Source organism: Pseudomonas sp. HPB0071, from assembly GCF_000478505.2.
Lineage (GTDB): Bacteria > Pseudomonadota > Gammaproteobacteria > Pseudomonadales > Pseudomonadaceae > Chryseomonas > Chryseomonas luteola.
Map to the genome: position 1 here is coordinate 2,915,088 of NZ_KI517367.1, position 15,951 is coordinate 2,931,038.

Genomic DNA, 15,951 nt, shown 5'->3' on the forward strand with positions numbered 1-15,951 from the left:
GACGCTCCAGGAGCCTTCAAATGAAAAAAGAGATCGTTCGTTACGGTGCCAGTGAGCGCACCAATCACTGGGCGGTGGCTATACTGTTCTTCATGGCAGGCCTGTCGGGGCTGGCGCTGTTCCATCCAGCGCTGTTCTGGCTGACCAACCTGTTCGGCGGCGGACCGTGGACACGGATTCTTCACCCCTTCATGGGTGTGGCGATGTTCCTGTTCTTCATGGGACTCGTGATCCGCTTCTGGCATCACAATATCCTGGAAAAGCGGGATATGCAGTGGGTCAAGCAGATCGGTGACGTGCTGAACAACCGGGAAGATAAGTTGCCCGAAATCGGCAAGTACAATCCGGGACAGAAAGTGTTGTTCTGGGTACTGCTGGCTTCCATGCTGGTACTGATGCTCAGCGGGATCGTGATCTGGCGTGAGTACTTCAGCCATTTCTTCCCGATTGGTGGTATCCGTCTGGCGGCACTGGCCCATGCGGCTGCAGCTTTCCTGTTGATCCTGTCGATCATCGTGCATATCTATGCCGGTATCTGGATCAAGGGTTCGATTGGTGCCATGCTGCACGGTAAGGTCAGCCTCCTCTGGGCCAAGAAGCATCACTCGCTCTGGTACAAGGACATCACGCGAGACAAGAAGTAAAAGTCCCTTCATGGCCTGTTTTGGCAGGCCATGAACAGGCGTCAAACGTGTAGCCATGCCTGGCATGGTTGTCGCCGTCACGGACCAGGAGGTCTGTGGCGGCTCCCATCACCGAAGAGGTTTCCTGCGTGTCAGGTCAGATTCTCGAACCGGGGCAGATCGAAGCCTCAGCCGTAACGCCTCCCTTCATCAACCTGCCGCCGAAAAATGCGTTCAGCTACCGTGCCGAGCGTTTGGAAAAGTTGGCGGACGGTAACCCGCTCCGTGATTACTTGCTGCTTGTCAGTGGCATCTGCCGTGCTCAGCAGCAGGTTTTCGACAACCTGGAAAACCTTCCGCTGGAGGCTAAGCGGATTGAGCAGAGCCAGCATCACGGCCTGCCCCCGCTGAGCTGCGATACGCTGGTCCGCGAAGAGGCGTGGCTAGGTGTTCTAGACGCCGTACTGAAGGTGTATCAGGCCCCCGAAGGCAATACGGCCGTACAGGAAGCGCTTGAGCAGATTCGTACAGCGGACGCCGGGCAGCGCAAAGTGTGGGCAATTGCCTTGGTCAGCGGGCAGTACGACCAGGTTCCAGCGGCACTGGTGCCTTTCCTGGGCGCAGCGCTACAGGTTGCCTGGACAAATTGGCTGTTTCAGATCGAGACGGACAAGTTTCGTGAATCCAAAAGCCAGACCCATTGCCCAGCCTGTGGCTCGCTTCCGGTAGCCGGTGTGATTCGCCACCGCGGCAAGCTCAATGGTCTTCGCTACCTGAGTTGCTCACTGTGCTCGTGTGAATGGCATTACGTGCGGGTAAAGTGCACCCAGTGCGAAAACAGCAAGGAGTTGGGTTACTTTTCGCTGGAAAACGATGCGGTTCTGGCCGAAAAGGCACCGCTGCGAGCGGAAGCTTGTCCCAGCTGCGAAACCTACCTCAAGCTGCTGTATCTGGAGCATGATACCGAGGCGGAGGCCGTGTCAGCCGATCTGGCCAGCTTGGCGCTAGACATGCGGCTCGATGAGGAAGGTTATCACCGTCAGGCCCCTAATCTGCTGCTGGCTCCCGGCGGCTGATTCCTGATAAACAGAGTCCGCTTCGCTCATAGCGGCGGGCTCTGCCAGCCTTTCTTTTACAGGGCTGAAGTGTTGGTCTTGCTACGTGCGCATGCGCGATGCTGCATCCGGTTGTAAACTCCAGGCTCATGTTCTTGTTATGAGGCCTGCATGACAGCCGTCCGTTTGCCTTCTGTTGATCGTCTGTTACGTCATCCCGCTGCGACATCGCTCCTGGACCGCTATGGTCGTGAAGCATTGCTCAAGACCTTTCGCGAGCTGCTCGATGAGCTGCGTGAGCCTTTTCGACAGGGACAGATCAGCGAGGCGGATGTTGATGAAGCCGTTCTGACAGGCCGGGCCGGGGAGCGATTGGCTGCCCGAAACCAGCGTCAGGTCCGACGCGTATTCAACCTGACTGGAACTGTTCTCCATACCAATCTTGGGCGTGCGCTGCTGCCTGAAGAGGCCATCGATGCGATGACCCTAGCTGCTCGCTACCCGCTCAATCTTGAGTTTGACCTCAATACCGGCAAGCGCGGTGACCGCGACGACCTGATTGCGGGATTGATCCGTGAGCTGACCGGCGCCGAAGCGGTGACGGTGGTCAACAACAATGCCGCCGCCGTATTGCTTGCCCTTAACAGTCTTGGCGCTCGCAAGGAAGGCATCATTTCGCGTGGCGAGTTGATCGAGATCGGTGGCGCTTTTCGTATTCCGGACATCATGGCGCGCGCCAATGTAAGGCTGATCGAGGTCGGTACGACCAACCGTACCCACGCCAAGGATTACGAGAGCGCCATTACCGAGCGTACCGGGCTGCTCATGCGTGTACATACCAGCAATTATACGGTTCAAGGGTTTACCAGCAGTGTGGCAACTCCCGAACTGTCCTCTATTGCTCGCGCCCATGAAGTCCCCTTGCTGGAGGACTTGGGGAGCGGCTCTCTGGTAGACCTCACCCGTTGGGGATTGCCCAAGGAGCCAACCGTCCAGGAAGCGCTACGCGATGGCGCTGATATCGTGACCTTTAGCGGCGATAAGCTGCTCGGTGGTCCGCAGTGTGGAATTATCGTCGGGCATAAGGACCTGATCGCCCGCATCAAGAAAAACCCCCTCAAACGTGCTTTGCGAGTCGACAAGATCACCTTGGCTGCACTTGAGGCGGTGTTGGCGCTTTATCGAGACCCGGATCGTTTGGGTGAAAAGCTGACCAGCCTCAGATTACTCTCCCGTGGCCAGGGGGATATTGATAGTCAGGTTCAGCGGGTAATGCGTCCTTTATCTCAGGCACTGGGCGAGCGTTGGCAGGTAACGAGTGAGCTCACGCTCGGCATGATCGGCAGTGGTACCCAGCCGGTGGCTCGTCTGCCCAGCGCAGCGTTGTGCATGCGGCCGAATAGCTCCAAGCGCCTGCGAGGCCGTGCGCTGCGTCTGCTGGAAGAGGCCTTGCGACAGCTGCCTATCCCCGTGATCGGACGTATCGATGACGATGCGCTTTGGCTTGATCTGCGTCAGCTCGATGACGAGGCCGGCTTTCTGGGGCAGCTGGGAGCGCTATCGGTTGGGGAGTGGGACGCATGATCGTTGGAACAGCGGGCCATATCGACCACGGCAAGACGTCCCTCATCCGAGCCCTGACGGGTGTGGAGGGCGATCGTCGCCGTGAGGAAAAGGAGCGAGGCATCACCATTGACCTGGGGTACGTTTACTCGGATCTGGGGAATGGAGAGCTGACCGGGTTTATCGATGTTCCTGGCCACGAGCGGTTTGTTCATAACATGCTGGCCGGGGCCAGTGGAATTGATCTGGTGTTACTGGTCGTGGCTGCCGATGACGGTGTGATGCCACAAACACGCGAACATCTGGCCATTGTTGAATTGCTGGGCATACGCCGTGCGATGGTCGCCATGACCAAAACGGATCGGGTTGAGGCTGCGCGTGTTAACGCGGTACGGGAAGAAATTGATGCACTGTTAGCAGACGGCCCGCTTGCCGGGGCTCCGGTATTTCCGGTCTCCAGCCAGACGGGAGTGGGTATCGAGGCACTGCGTGCAGCGCTTCTGGATCAGGCTGAACAGGCACTGGCCCGCAGCGACCAAGGGTATTTCAGGCTTGCAGTCGACCGTGTCTTCAGCGTCTCGGGTGCCGGGGTGGTGGTCACGGGAACGGCTTTCGACGGTCGTGTTGCCGTCGGCGATGAGTTGTTATTGGGCACGCTGGGGCGTCGCGTGCGTGTGCGTGGCCTGCATGCGCAAAATCGAGAGGCCCAGATTGCCCACGCAGGGCAGCGGGTGGCAGTAAACCTGGCGGGTGAACGGCTCAATGTCGAACAGATCCGGCGAGGCGATTGGCTGCTCGATGAAGCCCTCCACGCGCCGTCTACCCGTGTCGATATTGATTTGCACCTGCTTGGCAGCGAAGGTAAAGCGCTGGCCCACTGGACCCCTGTCCATGTGCATCTGGGCGCCCAGAATCTGACCGGTCGGGTGGCGCTGTTGGAGGATGAGGGTGTATTGACGCCTGGTGGGCGCACACTGGCGCAGCTGGTGCTCAACTCGCCGCTACAACAGGCTGCTCATGGTGACCATCTGGTGCTGCGGGATCAATCCGCGCAGCGAACCATTGGCGGTGGACGTGTGCTGGATCCTTTCGGGCCTGCCCGCAATCGGCGTACTCCCACACGTCTGGCACAGCTTGAGGCATTGCGTCAGGGCTCCTTTGAAGACGCACTGCCGGAGTTGCTCAAACAGGCGGACAATGGCGTAGCGCCTGCCGTGCTGGAGCGCCAGTTCAATCGACCGAGGGCGCGCTGGCAACTGCCTGAACATGTCATGGAAGTTGCTACCCGACAGGGTATCCGTCTGTTCGATGCGACCCGCTGGCAGCACTTGCAGTCTACGCTGTTAGAGCGGCTCGGAACCTTTCATGTCGAACAGCCCGATGAGCTAGGGCCTGATCGTGATCGATTACGTCGTTTTGCCTTGCCGCAACTGGACCGGCCTGTGTTCATTGCGTTGTTGGAAAGCCTGATGGCGTCCAGCCAGATCGAGGCGAGCGGGCCGTGGCTGCACCTGCCGGGCCATCGGGTTCGTCTGACCGAGGCCGAAGAGGCGCTGAAAGAAAAGCTCTGGCCTCTTCTCGAAGCAGGCCGCTTTGATCCCCCCTGGGTACGTGATCTGGCCCGGGAAATTGGTGAGGACGAAGCAGGGGTTCGTCATCTGCTACGCAAGCTGGCACGCCTGGGACAGCTGCAGCAGATCGTCAAGGATCTCTTCTATCCTGAAAATACGATAAACCATTTGGTACGATTGACGTTGCGTCTTGAGCGCGAAGAGGGGATCATTCGTGCAGCCGCGTTTAGGGATGGTCTGGGGATCGGACGTAAGCGCACAATCCAGATACTCGAATTCTTCGACCGGATCGGTCTGACTCGCCGTATGGGTGATGAGCGCAAGATCCGCCCAGACAGCGCACTGGCTGCTCAGGTCGAACAAGCGAGTTGATTGATGGAAGGCAATCGTGCCCGGTGGCGCGGCCGGGCTTCAAACCCGGTTGGGGACGGCAGCCGTTCCCGGGTGAGTTCGACTCTCACTGCCTTCCGCCATTTCTTTTAGACCGAATGTCCTGGCCTGACTTTGCTTTTCTGAATCTTACCTATACTGGATAGGACAAGGCAGCGCGTGACGCCTCCTGTTCTGCTGGCGCCAGGCTGTCAGCCTATGCAGTGGAGGTGACGTATGAAGACGAGAGCCGGCGCGGCCTTTCTTTTTCTGACCTTGTTAGCGGTGTTGCTGGGTGGGCTTGGCCTTGACCCAGCTTCGACTCCATCGACTGAAGCCTCTACAGCCGCTTCGACAGACTGTATGTATGGATATGAGCCCTACGGTTGCGCAGCGCCTATGCAGGTAGGCGGCGACTTTGCCATGCTGGCCCGCATGTAGCGGGTAACGCATTCAAAGACGTTTTCGCAGGTGTATCAGGGCTGTTCGTTGTCCGGAGGAATCGCGTCGCTCATCAATGGATACCGGCAAATAGCCCAAATGTGTATAGAGCAACAGGCCCGGCGTATTGTTGCTGAAACAGGCAGCATGCAGAAAACGCACGCCATGCTGCTGGCAGGCTTGCTGCTCCATCACTCCGATCAGGTGTTGCGCTATGCCCATGCGTCGTGCCCAGGGTGCCACCATTAAATTGCCCAAGTCGCACCGTTCGCCTGGTTGACAGCGAAAGAAGTTTGCGAATGCAGCCAGACGATTGTTCAGCAATACAACCGTGCTGCCCTGGCGGTTGGCATATGCCTCTGCCAGTTGGTCTCTTGTTAGTGGCCACTGAGCTGTGGGATAGCTGTAAAACAGCTCTTCACGACTTTGCGGAAAGTGACACACGGCCTGCAAATCATCAAGGGTGGCCGCGCGATGTGTCAGTTTGGTATTCATCAGTGAGGTGGGTACTGCGGCAGGATCTTGCCAACGGCTGTCTGGATGGTTGCAGTACGCTGCGCAGGGGTATCAGCTGTCTGGTCAGATGACACCTCGGTGCTGCCACGCCATACCAGTTTTCCGTCCCGGCCATCGAGCAGGTCGATCTGCAGCGTAGTTACCTGATAGGTAAAGGTCTGGGTCTGGGTATAACCGCCACCCCAAGGGCCCCAGTATCCCCAGGGACCACCCCAGTAAGGATCGGTGCGCATGGTTTGCCCTTGGCGCTCGTCCGTGAACAGATAGGCCCGAACCCTCAGGTCTGCCTGTCCGTTCGCTGCGGCAGGGCGTAAGCCGCGCTGATCAAGCTGGCTGCTTACGGCATCCTTGATGCGCTGCTCGGTCAAGTCACTTTTCAGCCGCGGGTCTTCAGGCTTGTACGAGACGGCAGGCTGGGCCCAGGTCCAGTTTCGGTAGGCCGCATAGTCACGGGAGGGATCATAGTCCCGGTTGACGGTATTGGTTTCACACGCGGCAAGGGCAAGCGTAAACGCGATAACAAGCAAACGACGGATCATGATCATTCTCCGACCAGGGGCGCTTAAAAGAAACAATAACTACTCATGGGACCAGGCCGTATGCGCTTTATCTTCAATGCGGTGGATACTGCTCCAGCGCGCGACGAGCGGCTTCGCGGATCGCCTGGACCCGGGCGCTCTGATCATTGCCGCCCCGTTCCTCGACACTGCCACTCCATATTCTCTTGCGGCTCTGCGAATCGATCAGCTCGATGCTCAGCACCTGAACCTGATAATACCGAGGGCGAGTCTGGCTGTAGCCTGTTCCGCCATACGTGCCCCAACGATCGTAGCCATACGGATAGCCGCCGCCATAGCCGACACCACCTCCGTAGTAATCGGTATCGTATACGACACGTTGCTCCTGTCTGACCGTTGCGCTCACGTAGAGATCAGGCCGCGTACCGGTTGGCGCAGGTCGGAGCCCGCGCTGATCGAGCTGGGCGCTGATGGCCTCCTGAAGAGTGCTGGTATCCATTGATTGAGAGGAATCACCGCTGGCACGAATGCCCTCGGGTGACCAGGCCCAGCTCCGGTAGCGGCCATAGTCGACTGGGGCTGCTGGATAGCTGCTCGGGTCGATACGTGCCGGAACAGCAGGTGCTGGCGCAGCAAGCTCAGGCAGGGCGCTGGCTATATAGGGATTCTGGCTCTGACAGGCGGTCAGCCCCAGGCTGATAACCACGCAGGCAAACAGGCGACGCATAGATCACTCCTCTAACGCGCCGGGTTGGCAGATCCAGTGCAGATAACGACCAAGCCCGGCAAATGTAGGGTGCCGTCGATGGGCCAATTCCATTTCGATCAGATCGGCTTCGTTGACCTTACCTTGAAATTCGACTGGCATATAGTCATGAAAAACACGAACGCCACTACGGGTCACGATCTGCCAGCGACTGCTCATGGCGCGTTCCAGCTCCCGCGGATCAAGTGGCTGTTGAGGTGTCAGGCCCTTGCCTTCGCCCGCATATTCCTGGCGCTTGAGCTTTTTGAAATGGCCTTTGAGCAGGTTCCGGTAGATCAGCGCGTCCCGGTTGTAGAATGCCAGTGAAAGCAGACCATCCGGAGCCGTGAGGCGCGAGAGGACTGGCAGAATCGTATGTGGCTCGGCCAGCCATTCCAGTACGGCGTGGCAGATGACCAAGTCAAAGCGAGTCGTGAGCTGCTCACTCAGTTCCTGCCAGGGCGCCTCGATAAACGTTGCCTCAAGGCCAGCCTCGGCGAAGCGTTGGCGAGCACCCTCCAGCATCGGGGCTGAAGGTTCTGCCAGTGTGACGGAGTGACCCTGTTCAGCCAGCCAGAGCGCCATATGGCCCAGTCCTGCTCCAATATCCAGAACCCGCAGCGAGCGTTCAGGCAGGGCTTCCTTCAGGTCGGCCTGGAGTACCGCCAGCCGGATGGCGCCTTTGGCATTGCCATAGATCTTTTCGGCGAAACGGATGGCGCGGTCATCGAAAAAGGTATCGGTCATGGCAGGAAGCGCCGCTCATTATCGGCCAGCTTGGCGCGAGTGATTGTCTCCATGTCGAGTCCGAGCTCTGCGCAGAGTTGCAGCAGATAGAGCACGACGTCTGCAATCTCCTGGCCGGCATGCTCAAGGTGATCAGCCGTTAAATGGCGGGATTCCTCTTCGGTCTTCCACTGGAAGATTTCAGCCAACTCGGCCATCTCAACGCCGGCAGCCATAACCAGGTTTTTCGGGCTGTGATAACGCCGCCACTCATTGGCATCGCGAATGGCGTGCAGGCGGGCAGTAAGTTCGGAAAGGTCCATGCAGGGCTCCTGATGGCCGCATGGCTGGTGGATAGCTATGCGGCGCTTGTTAAGCGCCGCATTTTTTCATGGACTGACGCGAAAGCGTAGCGGCTTAGCGCGTCATCAGCAGCCAGGGCGTGCCGATTCCCAGCCATGCAGCCAGGAACAGGAAGCCAAAGATGGCACCCAGGCGCCACCACATCGGTCCAGGCAGATAACCGCTGCCGTAGTAAACCGGGCTAGGGCCGGTACCGTAGGGCGTAATGATGCCCATGATGCCGATGGTGGGCAGAAGCAGCAATACGAAGGTATGCATGTCGATGCCAGGAATACTGGCGGCGGCGGCCACCATAACCGGTAGCAGAGCCGTGGTATGCGCGGTGGCACTGGCGAAGAAGTAGTGCAGCAGGTAGAAGGCAATCGTGAGCAGGACCATCGCCACAGTAGGATCGAAGTGGCCCAGGTAGTTGGCCATCAGCATACCGAACCATTTCACAAAGCCGACCATGTTCAGGCCGTCTGCGAGAGCTACCAAGGTGGCGAACCAGGCAAAGGTGTTCCAGGCGGCTTTATTACTAAGGATATCGTTCCAGGTCACGATGCCGATAATCAACATGAGACTGATCACGAGCATACCAACCAGCGCGGGTGAAATAACGGCAGTACCAAAGATCCACATGGCCAGCGCCAGGACGACCAGAATCAGCAGAATGACTTCGTTGCGCGTCAGGCTGCCCATCTTGGCCAGCTCCTCGGCAGCCCATTTGGGCACTACCTCACCGGACTTCAACTCGGGCGGGCACAGCCAGTAGCTCAACAGTGGCAACAGGGCGAGCAGCAGGATGCCGACCGGCGCGGTGGCCATGAACCATTCACCCCAAGTAATGCGAATGCCGGTGGAGCTTTCCACCAGGGCAACGGCGAGCAGGTTGGGGGCGATACCTGTCAGAAACAGTGTGCTGGTTACACAGGCTGAGGCAATCGCCACCCACATGAGGTAGGTGCCGATGCGACGCATGCTGGGATCGTTGGGGTGCGAGTCATACAGCGGTGGCAGGTTACGCAGAATAGGGTAGAGCGTACCGGCGCTGCGTGCGGTATTAGAGGGCGTAAAGGGGGCCAGAACGGTATCCGCCAGCATGATGGCGTAGCCCAGCGTCAGGGTACGCTTGCCCATGGTTTTAACCAGCCATAAGGCAATACGGCGACCCAGGCCGGTCTTCTCGTAACCCAGGGCAAACATGAACGCGCCAAAGATCAGCCAGACTGTAGAGTTGGTGAAGCCGGAAACGGCCCAGGTAAAGGCCTTGTCGGCCACCTTGAAGCCCGGCTGTGCCAGTTGCTCGGGCGAGAAGAGAGCCCAGGGCGCCAGGACCGCAGCAACCACCACGCCAATCAGGCCGATGACGGCACCTGGTAAGGGTTCAAAGATCAGACCGATCACACAGCCCAGAAATATAGCAAAGAAATGCCATGCGTGCGGTGCCAGCCCCTCGGGAACCGGCAAGGCTGCAATGACGATCGCCACGATCAATGGCGCCATCAACTTGGCCAGCGATTTCATTTTAACTCCCATGCTTTAAAGAGTTTGCGATCTTAGCGCCTGAATGAGACGGCTCAATCGTTTAATTAAACTAAGCGCTAATTGACTTGATTGTTTTTATTGATTAGCAGTTCGGTGAAATTGAGGCAAACGCAGGCCAACCGACAAAAATTCCGGTGGCCATTAGCGTAGGAGAGAGTAGACGCCAGACTGAAAAGTCTGGCGCTGTCCTGGATCAAAGAAAGTTTTCGGCGTAATGGCAGGCAACCTGACGGTTGTCTACATCACGAAGGGCAGGAACTTCTGTCTTGCAGCGCTCAGTTGCGTAGGGGCAACGGCGGTGGAACACGCAGCCAGGTGGCGGATCCAGTGGGTTCGGCAGCTCGCCCTGGATCTTGATGCGTGGCTTGCTGGCGTCCGGTTGCAGGCTTGGCGTGGCTGAAAGCAGCATCTGAGTATAGGGATGCAAGGGCTTTTCAAAGAGTGCATCGCGAGGCCCCTTTTCTGCCGTACAGCCCAGATACATCACCATCACGTCATCGGCGATATGACGCACCACCGACAGGTTGTGTGAGATGAAGACGTATGCAGTATGAAACTCCTGCTGCAGATCCATGAACAGGTTAAGCACTTGCGCCTGGATGGAAACGTCCAGTGCCGACGTCGGCTCGTCCGCTACCAGCACCTTGGGGTTGAGCATCATCGCGCGGGCCACGGCAATCCGCTGGCGCTGGCCGCCAGAGAACATGTGAGGATAGCGCTGATAATGCTCGGGACGCAGGCCTACCTGCTGCATCATGGCCTGTACCTTGTCACGACGCTCGCTACGGGACAGGTTTGTATTGATAACCAGCGGCTCCGCCAGTTGGTCCCCGATCTTCTGCCGTGGATTGAGCGAAGCGTAAGGGTTCTGGAACACCATCTGCACATCGCGGCGCAACTGCTTGCGGACTTCTGCACTGGCACCACTGACCTCATGACCGCCAATGTTGAGCGAGCCGGAGGACGGCTCCTCGATCAGCGTCAAGGCACGGGCGAGGGTGGATTTGCCACAGCCCGACTCACCGACGACCGCCAGTGTCTTGCCGGGTACCAGGTCAAACGAGACACCGTTCAGGGCGCGTACGGTAGCTTGACCTTTGAACAGACCTCGGGAGACATGGTAATGACGTGTCAACGCTCGGGCGGTGAGTACGCTATCCGCTGGTTTGGCAGCGTTGGTATTCAAATCAGGCGCGGCCATGGGTTTCTCCAGGTAGATGACTAGGACGCTGGAACTCCGGCAAGACTTCCGGCCACTGCGCAGGGTTCAGGTTGCGCGGGAAGAAGCAGCGGACTGAGCCGCTGATACCATCGTGGGTATAGGGCTCGAGGGCAGGGCGTTCCAGACAGCGTGGCTGTGCGTAAGGGCAGCGCGGCGACAGCAGACAGCCCTTGGGTCGATCGTAACGGCCGGGAACAATACCAGGCAGCGTAGAGAGCCGTTCGCCAAGGCTATGCTCGGGGATGGCGGCCAGCAGCGCTTCCGTGTAGGGATGTTTGGGTGCCTGAAAGATATCCGGCACAACGCCGGTTTCCACGGACTGGCCGGCGTACATCACGCAGACCCGCTGAGCCGTCTCAGCCACTACGGCAAGGTCATGAGTGATCAGGATCAGGGCCATGCCTTCATCACGCTGAAGGTTGAGCAGCAGGTCCATGATCTGCGCCTGAATGGTAACGTCCAGCGCTGTGGTTGGTTCGTCGGCAATCAGCAGCTTGGGTTCTGCCGCAATCGCCATGGCGATTGCCACGCGCTGGCTCATGCCGCCGGACAGTTGATGTGGGTAGGCGGAAAGGCGGCTCGCTGCGGCTGGAATCTCCACCCGCTCAAGCAGTTGAAGCGCCCACTGGCGGGCTTCTCGGCCTCGCAGACCCAGGTGCTGGCGAATCACCTCTTCGATCTGATAACCCACCGTGTAACTGGGGTTCAGGGCGGTCATCGGGTCCTGAAAGACCATGGACAGGTCCTTGCCGATCAGCTGACGCCGGGCACGACCCTTGAGCTTGAGCAGATCCTGGTCTGCAAAGCTCAGCCGATTGGCCGTGACCTTACCGGGCGCATCGATCAGGCCCATTACAGACATCATGGTCACGGACTTGCCGGAGCCGGATTCACCTACAATGGCCAACACTTCGCCCTGGTCGATGGTCAGGTCGAGACCTTCGACGACCGGGATGGCATCTTCACCGCCAAAGCGGACATTCAGATTCTGGATTTCCAGGAGGCTCATGGCTGCTCCTTGATCAATAAGCAGGAATCGATCGGCAACGGGCTGCCGCATCGAGACAACGAAAGAATGATTGGCAAGCCGGTCATGACTGCACCTTCAGGCGAGGGTCGAGGGCGTCACGCAGGCCATCACCCATCAGGTTAATAGCCAGTACGCTCAAAAGAATGGTCAGGCCGGGCAGGGTAACCACCCACCAGGCGCGCTCAATGTAATCACGGGCCGATGCCAGCATGGTGCCCCACTCAGGGGTGGGCGGCTGTACGCCGAGGCCAAGGAAGCCCAGGGCCGCCGCATCCAGAATGGCCGAGGAAAAGCTCAAGGTAGCCTGAACGATCAGAGGTGCCATGCAGTTAGGCAGTACGGTGACGAACATCAGGCGCAGGCGTCCGGCACCTGCCAGTCGAGCAGCCGTTACATAGTCGCGATTCACCTCACCCATGACAGCGGCTCGGGTCAGGCGCACGTAGGAGGGCAGCGAGACAATGGCAATGGCAATGACGGTATTGGACAGGCCTGGGCCGAGAATTGCCACGATAGCTACCGCCAGCAGCAACGATGGCAGGGCCAGCATGATATCCATCAGGCGCATGATGAAAGGGCCGGCTCGCGTGGGCGAAAAGCCTGCAATCAGCCCGAGCAGGATGCCGGGAATGAGTGAACAGATCACCGAGGCCAAACCGATCATCAGTGACAGCCGTGCGCCGTGAATCAGGCGGGACAACAGGTCGCGTCCCAGTTCATCGGTGCCCAGCAGGAACTGCGTCGTGCCGCCTTCCAACCAGGAGGGAGGCGTCAGCAGGAATTCACGGAACTGCTCGCTGGGATCGTGGGGTGCAACCCAAGGGGCGAACAGGGCGCAGATCACGATGATAGTCATGAACAACAGGCCGCCCAGGGCGCCTTTGTTGTGGGAAAACGCTTTCCAGAACTCCTTGTACGGAGACGGATACAGGACAACCTGATCTTCGACCTGAGCGCCTTGTGGCAAAGTACGTTCCATAGGGCCTCCTTAGCGCTGATGGCGGATACGGGGGTTGGCAAAGCCGTAGAGAATGTCCACGACAAAGTTCACCAGGATGACAAGGGTGGCGATCAGCAGGATGCCGTTCTGCACGACGGGATAGTCGCGACGGGAAATCGCATCGATCAACCATTTGCCTACACCAGGCCAGGAAAAGATCGTTTCGGTCAGCACGGCGCCAGCGAGCAGGCTGCCCACCTGCAGGCCCAGTACGGTGAGAACCGGGATCAACGCGTTACGCAGTGCGTGGATGAATACGACACGGGCTGGCGACAGGCCTTTGGCACGAGCCGTACGTACGTAATCTTCTCGCAGCACTTCCAGCATGGCGGAGCGCGTCATCCGTGCGATAACTGCCAGGGGAATCGTGCCTAGCACAATAGAGGGCAGAATCAGGTGGTGGAGGGCGTCCATGAACGCGCCTTCTTCATCGGACAACAGGCTGTCGATCAGCATAAAGCCGGTTTTGGGCTCGATGTCGTAAAGCAGATCGATCCGGCCAGACACCGGGGTCCAGCCGAGCTGTACCGAAAAGAACATGATAAGGATGAGGCCCCACCAGAAGATCGGCATGGAAAAGCCCGTCAGGGAAATGCCCATCACACCGTGGTCAAACAATGAACCGCGGCGAAGCGCTGCGATCACTCCGGCCAGAAGGCCCAGCACGGTAGCAAAGATCATAGCGCAGAGAGCCAGTTCCAGGGTGGCCGGAAAGAGGGTGGTGAACTCGTGCCACACATTGTCACGGGTAATCAGCGACTCTCCCAGGTTGCCGTGGGCAAGGTTGCTGAGATAGTCGAAATATTGCTGGTAGAGCGGCTTGTCGAGCCCGAGGCGATGCAGTGCTTCGGCATGCATCTGCGGATCGACGCGGCGCTCGCCCATCATGACCTCTACCGGATCGCCAGGAATCAGGCGAATCAGGGAAAAAGTCAGTAGCGTGACACCGAAAAACGTCGGTATCAGCAAGCCCAGGCGGCGGGCAATAAAACTGAACATGGGGTTGAATACTCCTCATCGGAGGCAGGGAAGCGTGCCCTGCCTGTTTCCGTCTTTTTATTTTGCGTACGTTGTAGCGAAATTGTTGTTGGCCAAGGGACTCAGGTGATAGCCCTCGACGTTGCTGCGCATGACGTTGAACAGCTTGGGATAGGCCAGGGGGATCCAGGGCGCATCGTTGTGGAAGATCACTTGAGCCTGCTTGTAGAGCTCGGCTCGCTCATTTTCATCCTGGCTGGTACGAGCCTTGTCCAACAGGGCGTTAAACTCCTTGTTGCACCAGCGTGCACTGTTTTCGCCTGACTTTGCGGCATCACATGACAAGTTAGGCGTCAGGAAGTTATCCGGATCGCCGTTGTCACCTGCCCAGCCAAAGAAGAGCAGATCGTGCTCGCCTTGCTTGGCTCGGCGAATCAGCTCACCCCACTCCAGATTGCGGATGTCCAGTTGTACGCCGACCTTGGCCAGGTCGGCCTGAAGCATTTGAGCACCCAGCGCAGGGTTGGGGTTGGTCGGGCCGCCGCCTGAACGTGTAAACACGGTCAGCTTGAGGCCTTTCTCCATGCCGGCCTCTTTCAGCAGTGCCCGCGCCTTTTCAGGGTCGTAGGGCCAGTCCTGAATATCACGGTTATACCCCAGAAGGGTAGAGGGATACGGATTGACGGCAGGCACAGCGTTGCCTTCACCAAACAAGGCCTTGATGTAGGCGTTCTTGTCAAAGGCCAGATTCAGGGCCTGACGGATACGCACATCGTTCAGCGGTTTATGCTCGGTGTTCATGGCAACATAGGCAATTAGCAGTGCTTCGCCTTCAGCAAGCTTAAGGTTCGGGTCCTTGCGGATGGCTGGAATATCGTCCGGTTTAGGATAAACGCCTACCTGACATTCACCAGCTCTCACGCGCTGCAGGCGTACATTGCTGTCGAGGGTGATGGCAAGGACCAAGCCATCAGCTGGAGGTTTGCCTTCGAAATACTCGGGGTTAGCCTTGAAACGTACCTGAGCATCCTTGGTATAGCGCGAGAAAATGAACGGACCGGTACCGACCGGCTTGAAGTTGAGCTGATCAAACTGTCCGGCTTTTTCCAGTTGAGCGGCATATTCAGCCGAATAGATCGATGCAAAGCCCATCGCCATGTCCCGCAGGAAAGGTGCTTCCGGACGATTGAGCACGAAGCGGATCGTGTAGTCGTCGACCTTATCGATCGACTTGATCAGATTTTGCAGTCCCATGGCCTCAAAATAGGGGAAGCCATGCTGCGCCTTGTCGTGCCAGGTGTGCTTGGCATCGTATTGGCGCATGAAGCTCCACATCACGTCGTCGGCATTGAATTCACGTGTGGGCTTGAAGTAATCGGTTGTCTGAAACTTCACCCCTTTACGCAGGTGGAAGGTGTAGGTCATGCCGTCTTCGCTGACGTCCCAACGCTCTGCCAAACCAGGCTCGATGTCGGTAGTGCCGGGCTTGAAGTCTACGAGGCGGTCGAATAGCGTCTCAGCTGAGGCGTCAGCCGTCGTGGCTGCGGTGTACTGAGCGATGTCGAAGCCTTCAGGACTGGCTTCCGTACATACCACCAGAGGTTTGGCTTGAGCCAGGGTGGCGGCGCCAAGCAGACTCACGGCAAGCGCGATTCGTGTTAATGCATGCATAGGGATGCTCCTAGGTCTGTAACCGGTCTACGG

General features: G+C 58.3%; 16 protein-coding genes and 1 tRNA gene. 6 read left to right on the top strand and 11 right to left on the bottom strand.

Going from position 1 to position 15,951, the window contains the following annotated elements; translation table 11 throughout:
* The first annotated feature begins 20 nt into the window (after window positions 1–20).
* From HMPREF1487_RS13610 to HMPREF1487_RS13635, 6 genes are all read left to right on the top strand, one after another.
* Window positions 21–644 carry a formate dehydrogenase subunit gamma gene (locus tag HMPREF1487_RS13610; RefSeq protein WP_010797237.1) on the top strand — a complete coding sequence of 208 codons (624 nt, stop codon included), beginning with the start codon at window positions 21–23 and terminating at the stop codon, window positions 642–644.
* A 128-nt stretch (window positions 645–772) separates the two neighbouring features.
* On the top strand, window positions 773–1,699 hold the full coding sequence (gene fdhE / locus HMPREF1487_RS13615; RefSeq protein ID WP_037030776.1) for a formate dehydrogenase accessory protein FdhE: 927 nt from the start codon (window positions 773–775) through the stop codon (window positions 1,697–1,699).
* Between the two features lie 150 nt (window positions 1,700–1,849).
* Window positions 1,850–3,262, top strand: coding sequence for an L-seryl-tRNA(Sec) selenium transferase (selA, locus tag HMPREF1487_RS13620; protein WP_010797239.1), 1,413 nt, complete (start codon window positions 1,850–1,852; stop codon window positions 3,260–3,262).
* Window positions 3,259–5,184 carry a selenocysteine-specific translation elongation factor gene (selB, locus tag HMPREF1487_RS13625; RefSeq protein ID WP_010797240.1) on the top strand — a complete coding sequence of 642 codons (1,926 nt, stop codon included), beginning with the start codon at window positions 3,259–3,261 and terminating at the stop codon, window positions 5,182–5,184. The genes selA and selB overlap by 4 nt, the downstream gene beginning before the upstream one ends.
* 5 nt (window positions 5,185–5,189) lie before the next feature.
* Window positions 5,190–5,285 (top strand) — tRNA-Sec (locus HMPREF1487_RS13630).
* Between the two features lie 133 nt (window positions 5,286–5,418).
* Window positions 5,419–5,622 carry a hypothetical protein gene (locus HMPREF1487_RS13635; RefSeq protein WP_010797241.1) on the top strand — a complete coding sequence of 68 codons (204 nt, stop codon included), beginning with the start codon at window positions 5,419–5,421 and terminating at the stop codon, window positions 5,620–5,622.
* A 12-nt stretch (window positions 5,623–5,634) separates the two neighbouring features.
* Here HMPREF1487_RS13635 and HMPREF1487_RS13640 read toward each other — a convergent pair whose 3' ends face one another.
* The 11 genes from HMPREF1487_RS13640 to HMPREF1487_RS13690 all read right to left on the bottom strand — a co-directional run bounded on the left by HMPREF1487_RS13640 (window position 5,635) and on the right by HMPREF1487_RS13690 (window position 15,918).
* Window positions 5,635–6,117 carry a GNAT family N-acetyltransferase gene (locus tag HMPREF1487_RS13640; RefSeq protein WP_010797242.1) on the bottom strand — a complete coding sequence of 161 codons (483 nt, stop codon included), beginning with the start codon at window positions 6,115–6,117 and terminating at the stop codon, window positions 5,635–5,637.
* A complete protein-coding gene (locus HMPREF1487_RS13645; protein WP_010797243.1) occupies window positions 6,117–6,677 on the bottom strand; it encodes a DUF4136 domain-containing protein in 561 nt (186 codons plus the stop codon). The genes HMPREF1487_RS13640 and HMPREF1487_RS13645 overlap by 1 nt, the downstream gene beginning before the upstream one ends.
* A 73-nt stretch (window positions 6,678–6,750) precedes the next feature.
* Complete coding sequence (locus tag HMPREF1487_RS13650) at window positions 6,751–7,383, bottom strand: DUF4136 domain-containing protein (RefSeq protein ID WP_010797244.1); 633 nt, start codon at window positions 7,381–7,383, stop codon at window positions 6,751–6,753.
* Between the two features lie 3 nt (window positions 7,384–7,386).
* A complete protein-coding gene (locus tag HMPREF1487_RS13655) occupies window positions 7,387–8,148 on the bottom strand; it encodes a methyltransferase domain-containing protein (RefSeq protein WP_010797245.1) in 762 nt (253 codons plus the stop codon).
* The gene (locus HMPREF1487_RS13660; RefSeq protein ID WP_010797246.1) at window positions 8,145–8,450 is read right to left on the bottom strand and encodes a nucleotide pyrophosphohydrolase; all 306 of its coding nucleotides are present in this window, start codon (window positions 8,448–8,450) and stop codon (window positions 8,145–8,147) included. The genes HMPREF1487_RS13655 and HMPREF1487_RS13660 overlap by 4 nt, the downstream gene beginning before the upstream one ends.
* 94 nt (window positions 8,451–8,544) lie before the next feature.
* Window positions 8,545–9,996, bottom strand: a complete 1,452-nt coding sequence (locus HMPREF1487_RS13665) for an anion permease (protein ID WP_010797247.1) — start codon at window positions 9,994–9,996, stop codon at window positions 8,545–8,547.
* 214 nt (window positions 9,997–10,210) lie between these two features.
* Entirely contained in the window at window positions 10,211–11,218 is a 1,008-nt protein-coding gene (locus HMPREF1487_RS13670) for a peptide ABC transporter ATP-binding protein (protein ID WP_010797248.1), read from the bottom strand.
* Complete coding sequence (locus HMPREF1487_RS13675; protein WP_010797249.1) at window positions 11,205–12,248, bottom strand: ABC transporter ATP-binding protein; 1,044 nt, start codon at window positions 12,246–12,248, stop codon at window positions 11,205–11,207. The genes HMPREF1487_RS13670 and HMPREF1487_RS13675 overlap by 14 nt, the downstream gene beginning before the upstream one ends.
* A gap of 82 nt (window positions 12,249–12,330) precedes the next feature.
* The gene (locus HMPREF1487_RS13680) at window positions 12,331–13,248 is read right to left on the bottom strand and encodes an ABC transporter permease subunit (RefSeq protein WP_010797250.1); all 918 of its coding nucleotides are present in this window, start codon (window positions 13,246–13,248) and stop codon (window positions 12,331–12,333) included.
* A 9-nt stretch (window positions 13,249–13,257) separates the two neighbouring features.
* Window positions 13,258–14,268, bottom strand: a complete 1,011-nt coding sequence (locus HMPREF1487_RS13685; RefSeq protein WP_010797251.1) for an ABC transporter permease subunit — start codon at window positions 14,266–14,268, stop codon at window positions 13,258–13,260.
* 57 nt (window positions 14,269–14,325) lie between these two features.
* Window positions 14,326–15,918 carry an ABC transporter substrate-binding protein gene (locus tag HMPREF1487_RS13690; RefSeq protein ID WP_010797252.1) on the bottom strand — a complete coding sequence of 531 codons (1,593 nt, stop codon included), beginning with the start codon at window positions 15,916–15,918 and terminating at the stop codon, window positions 14,326–14,328.
* Window positions 15,919–15,951: the final 33 nt, after the last annotated feature.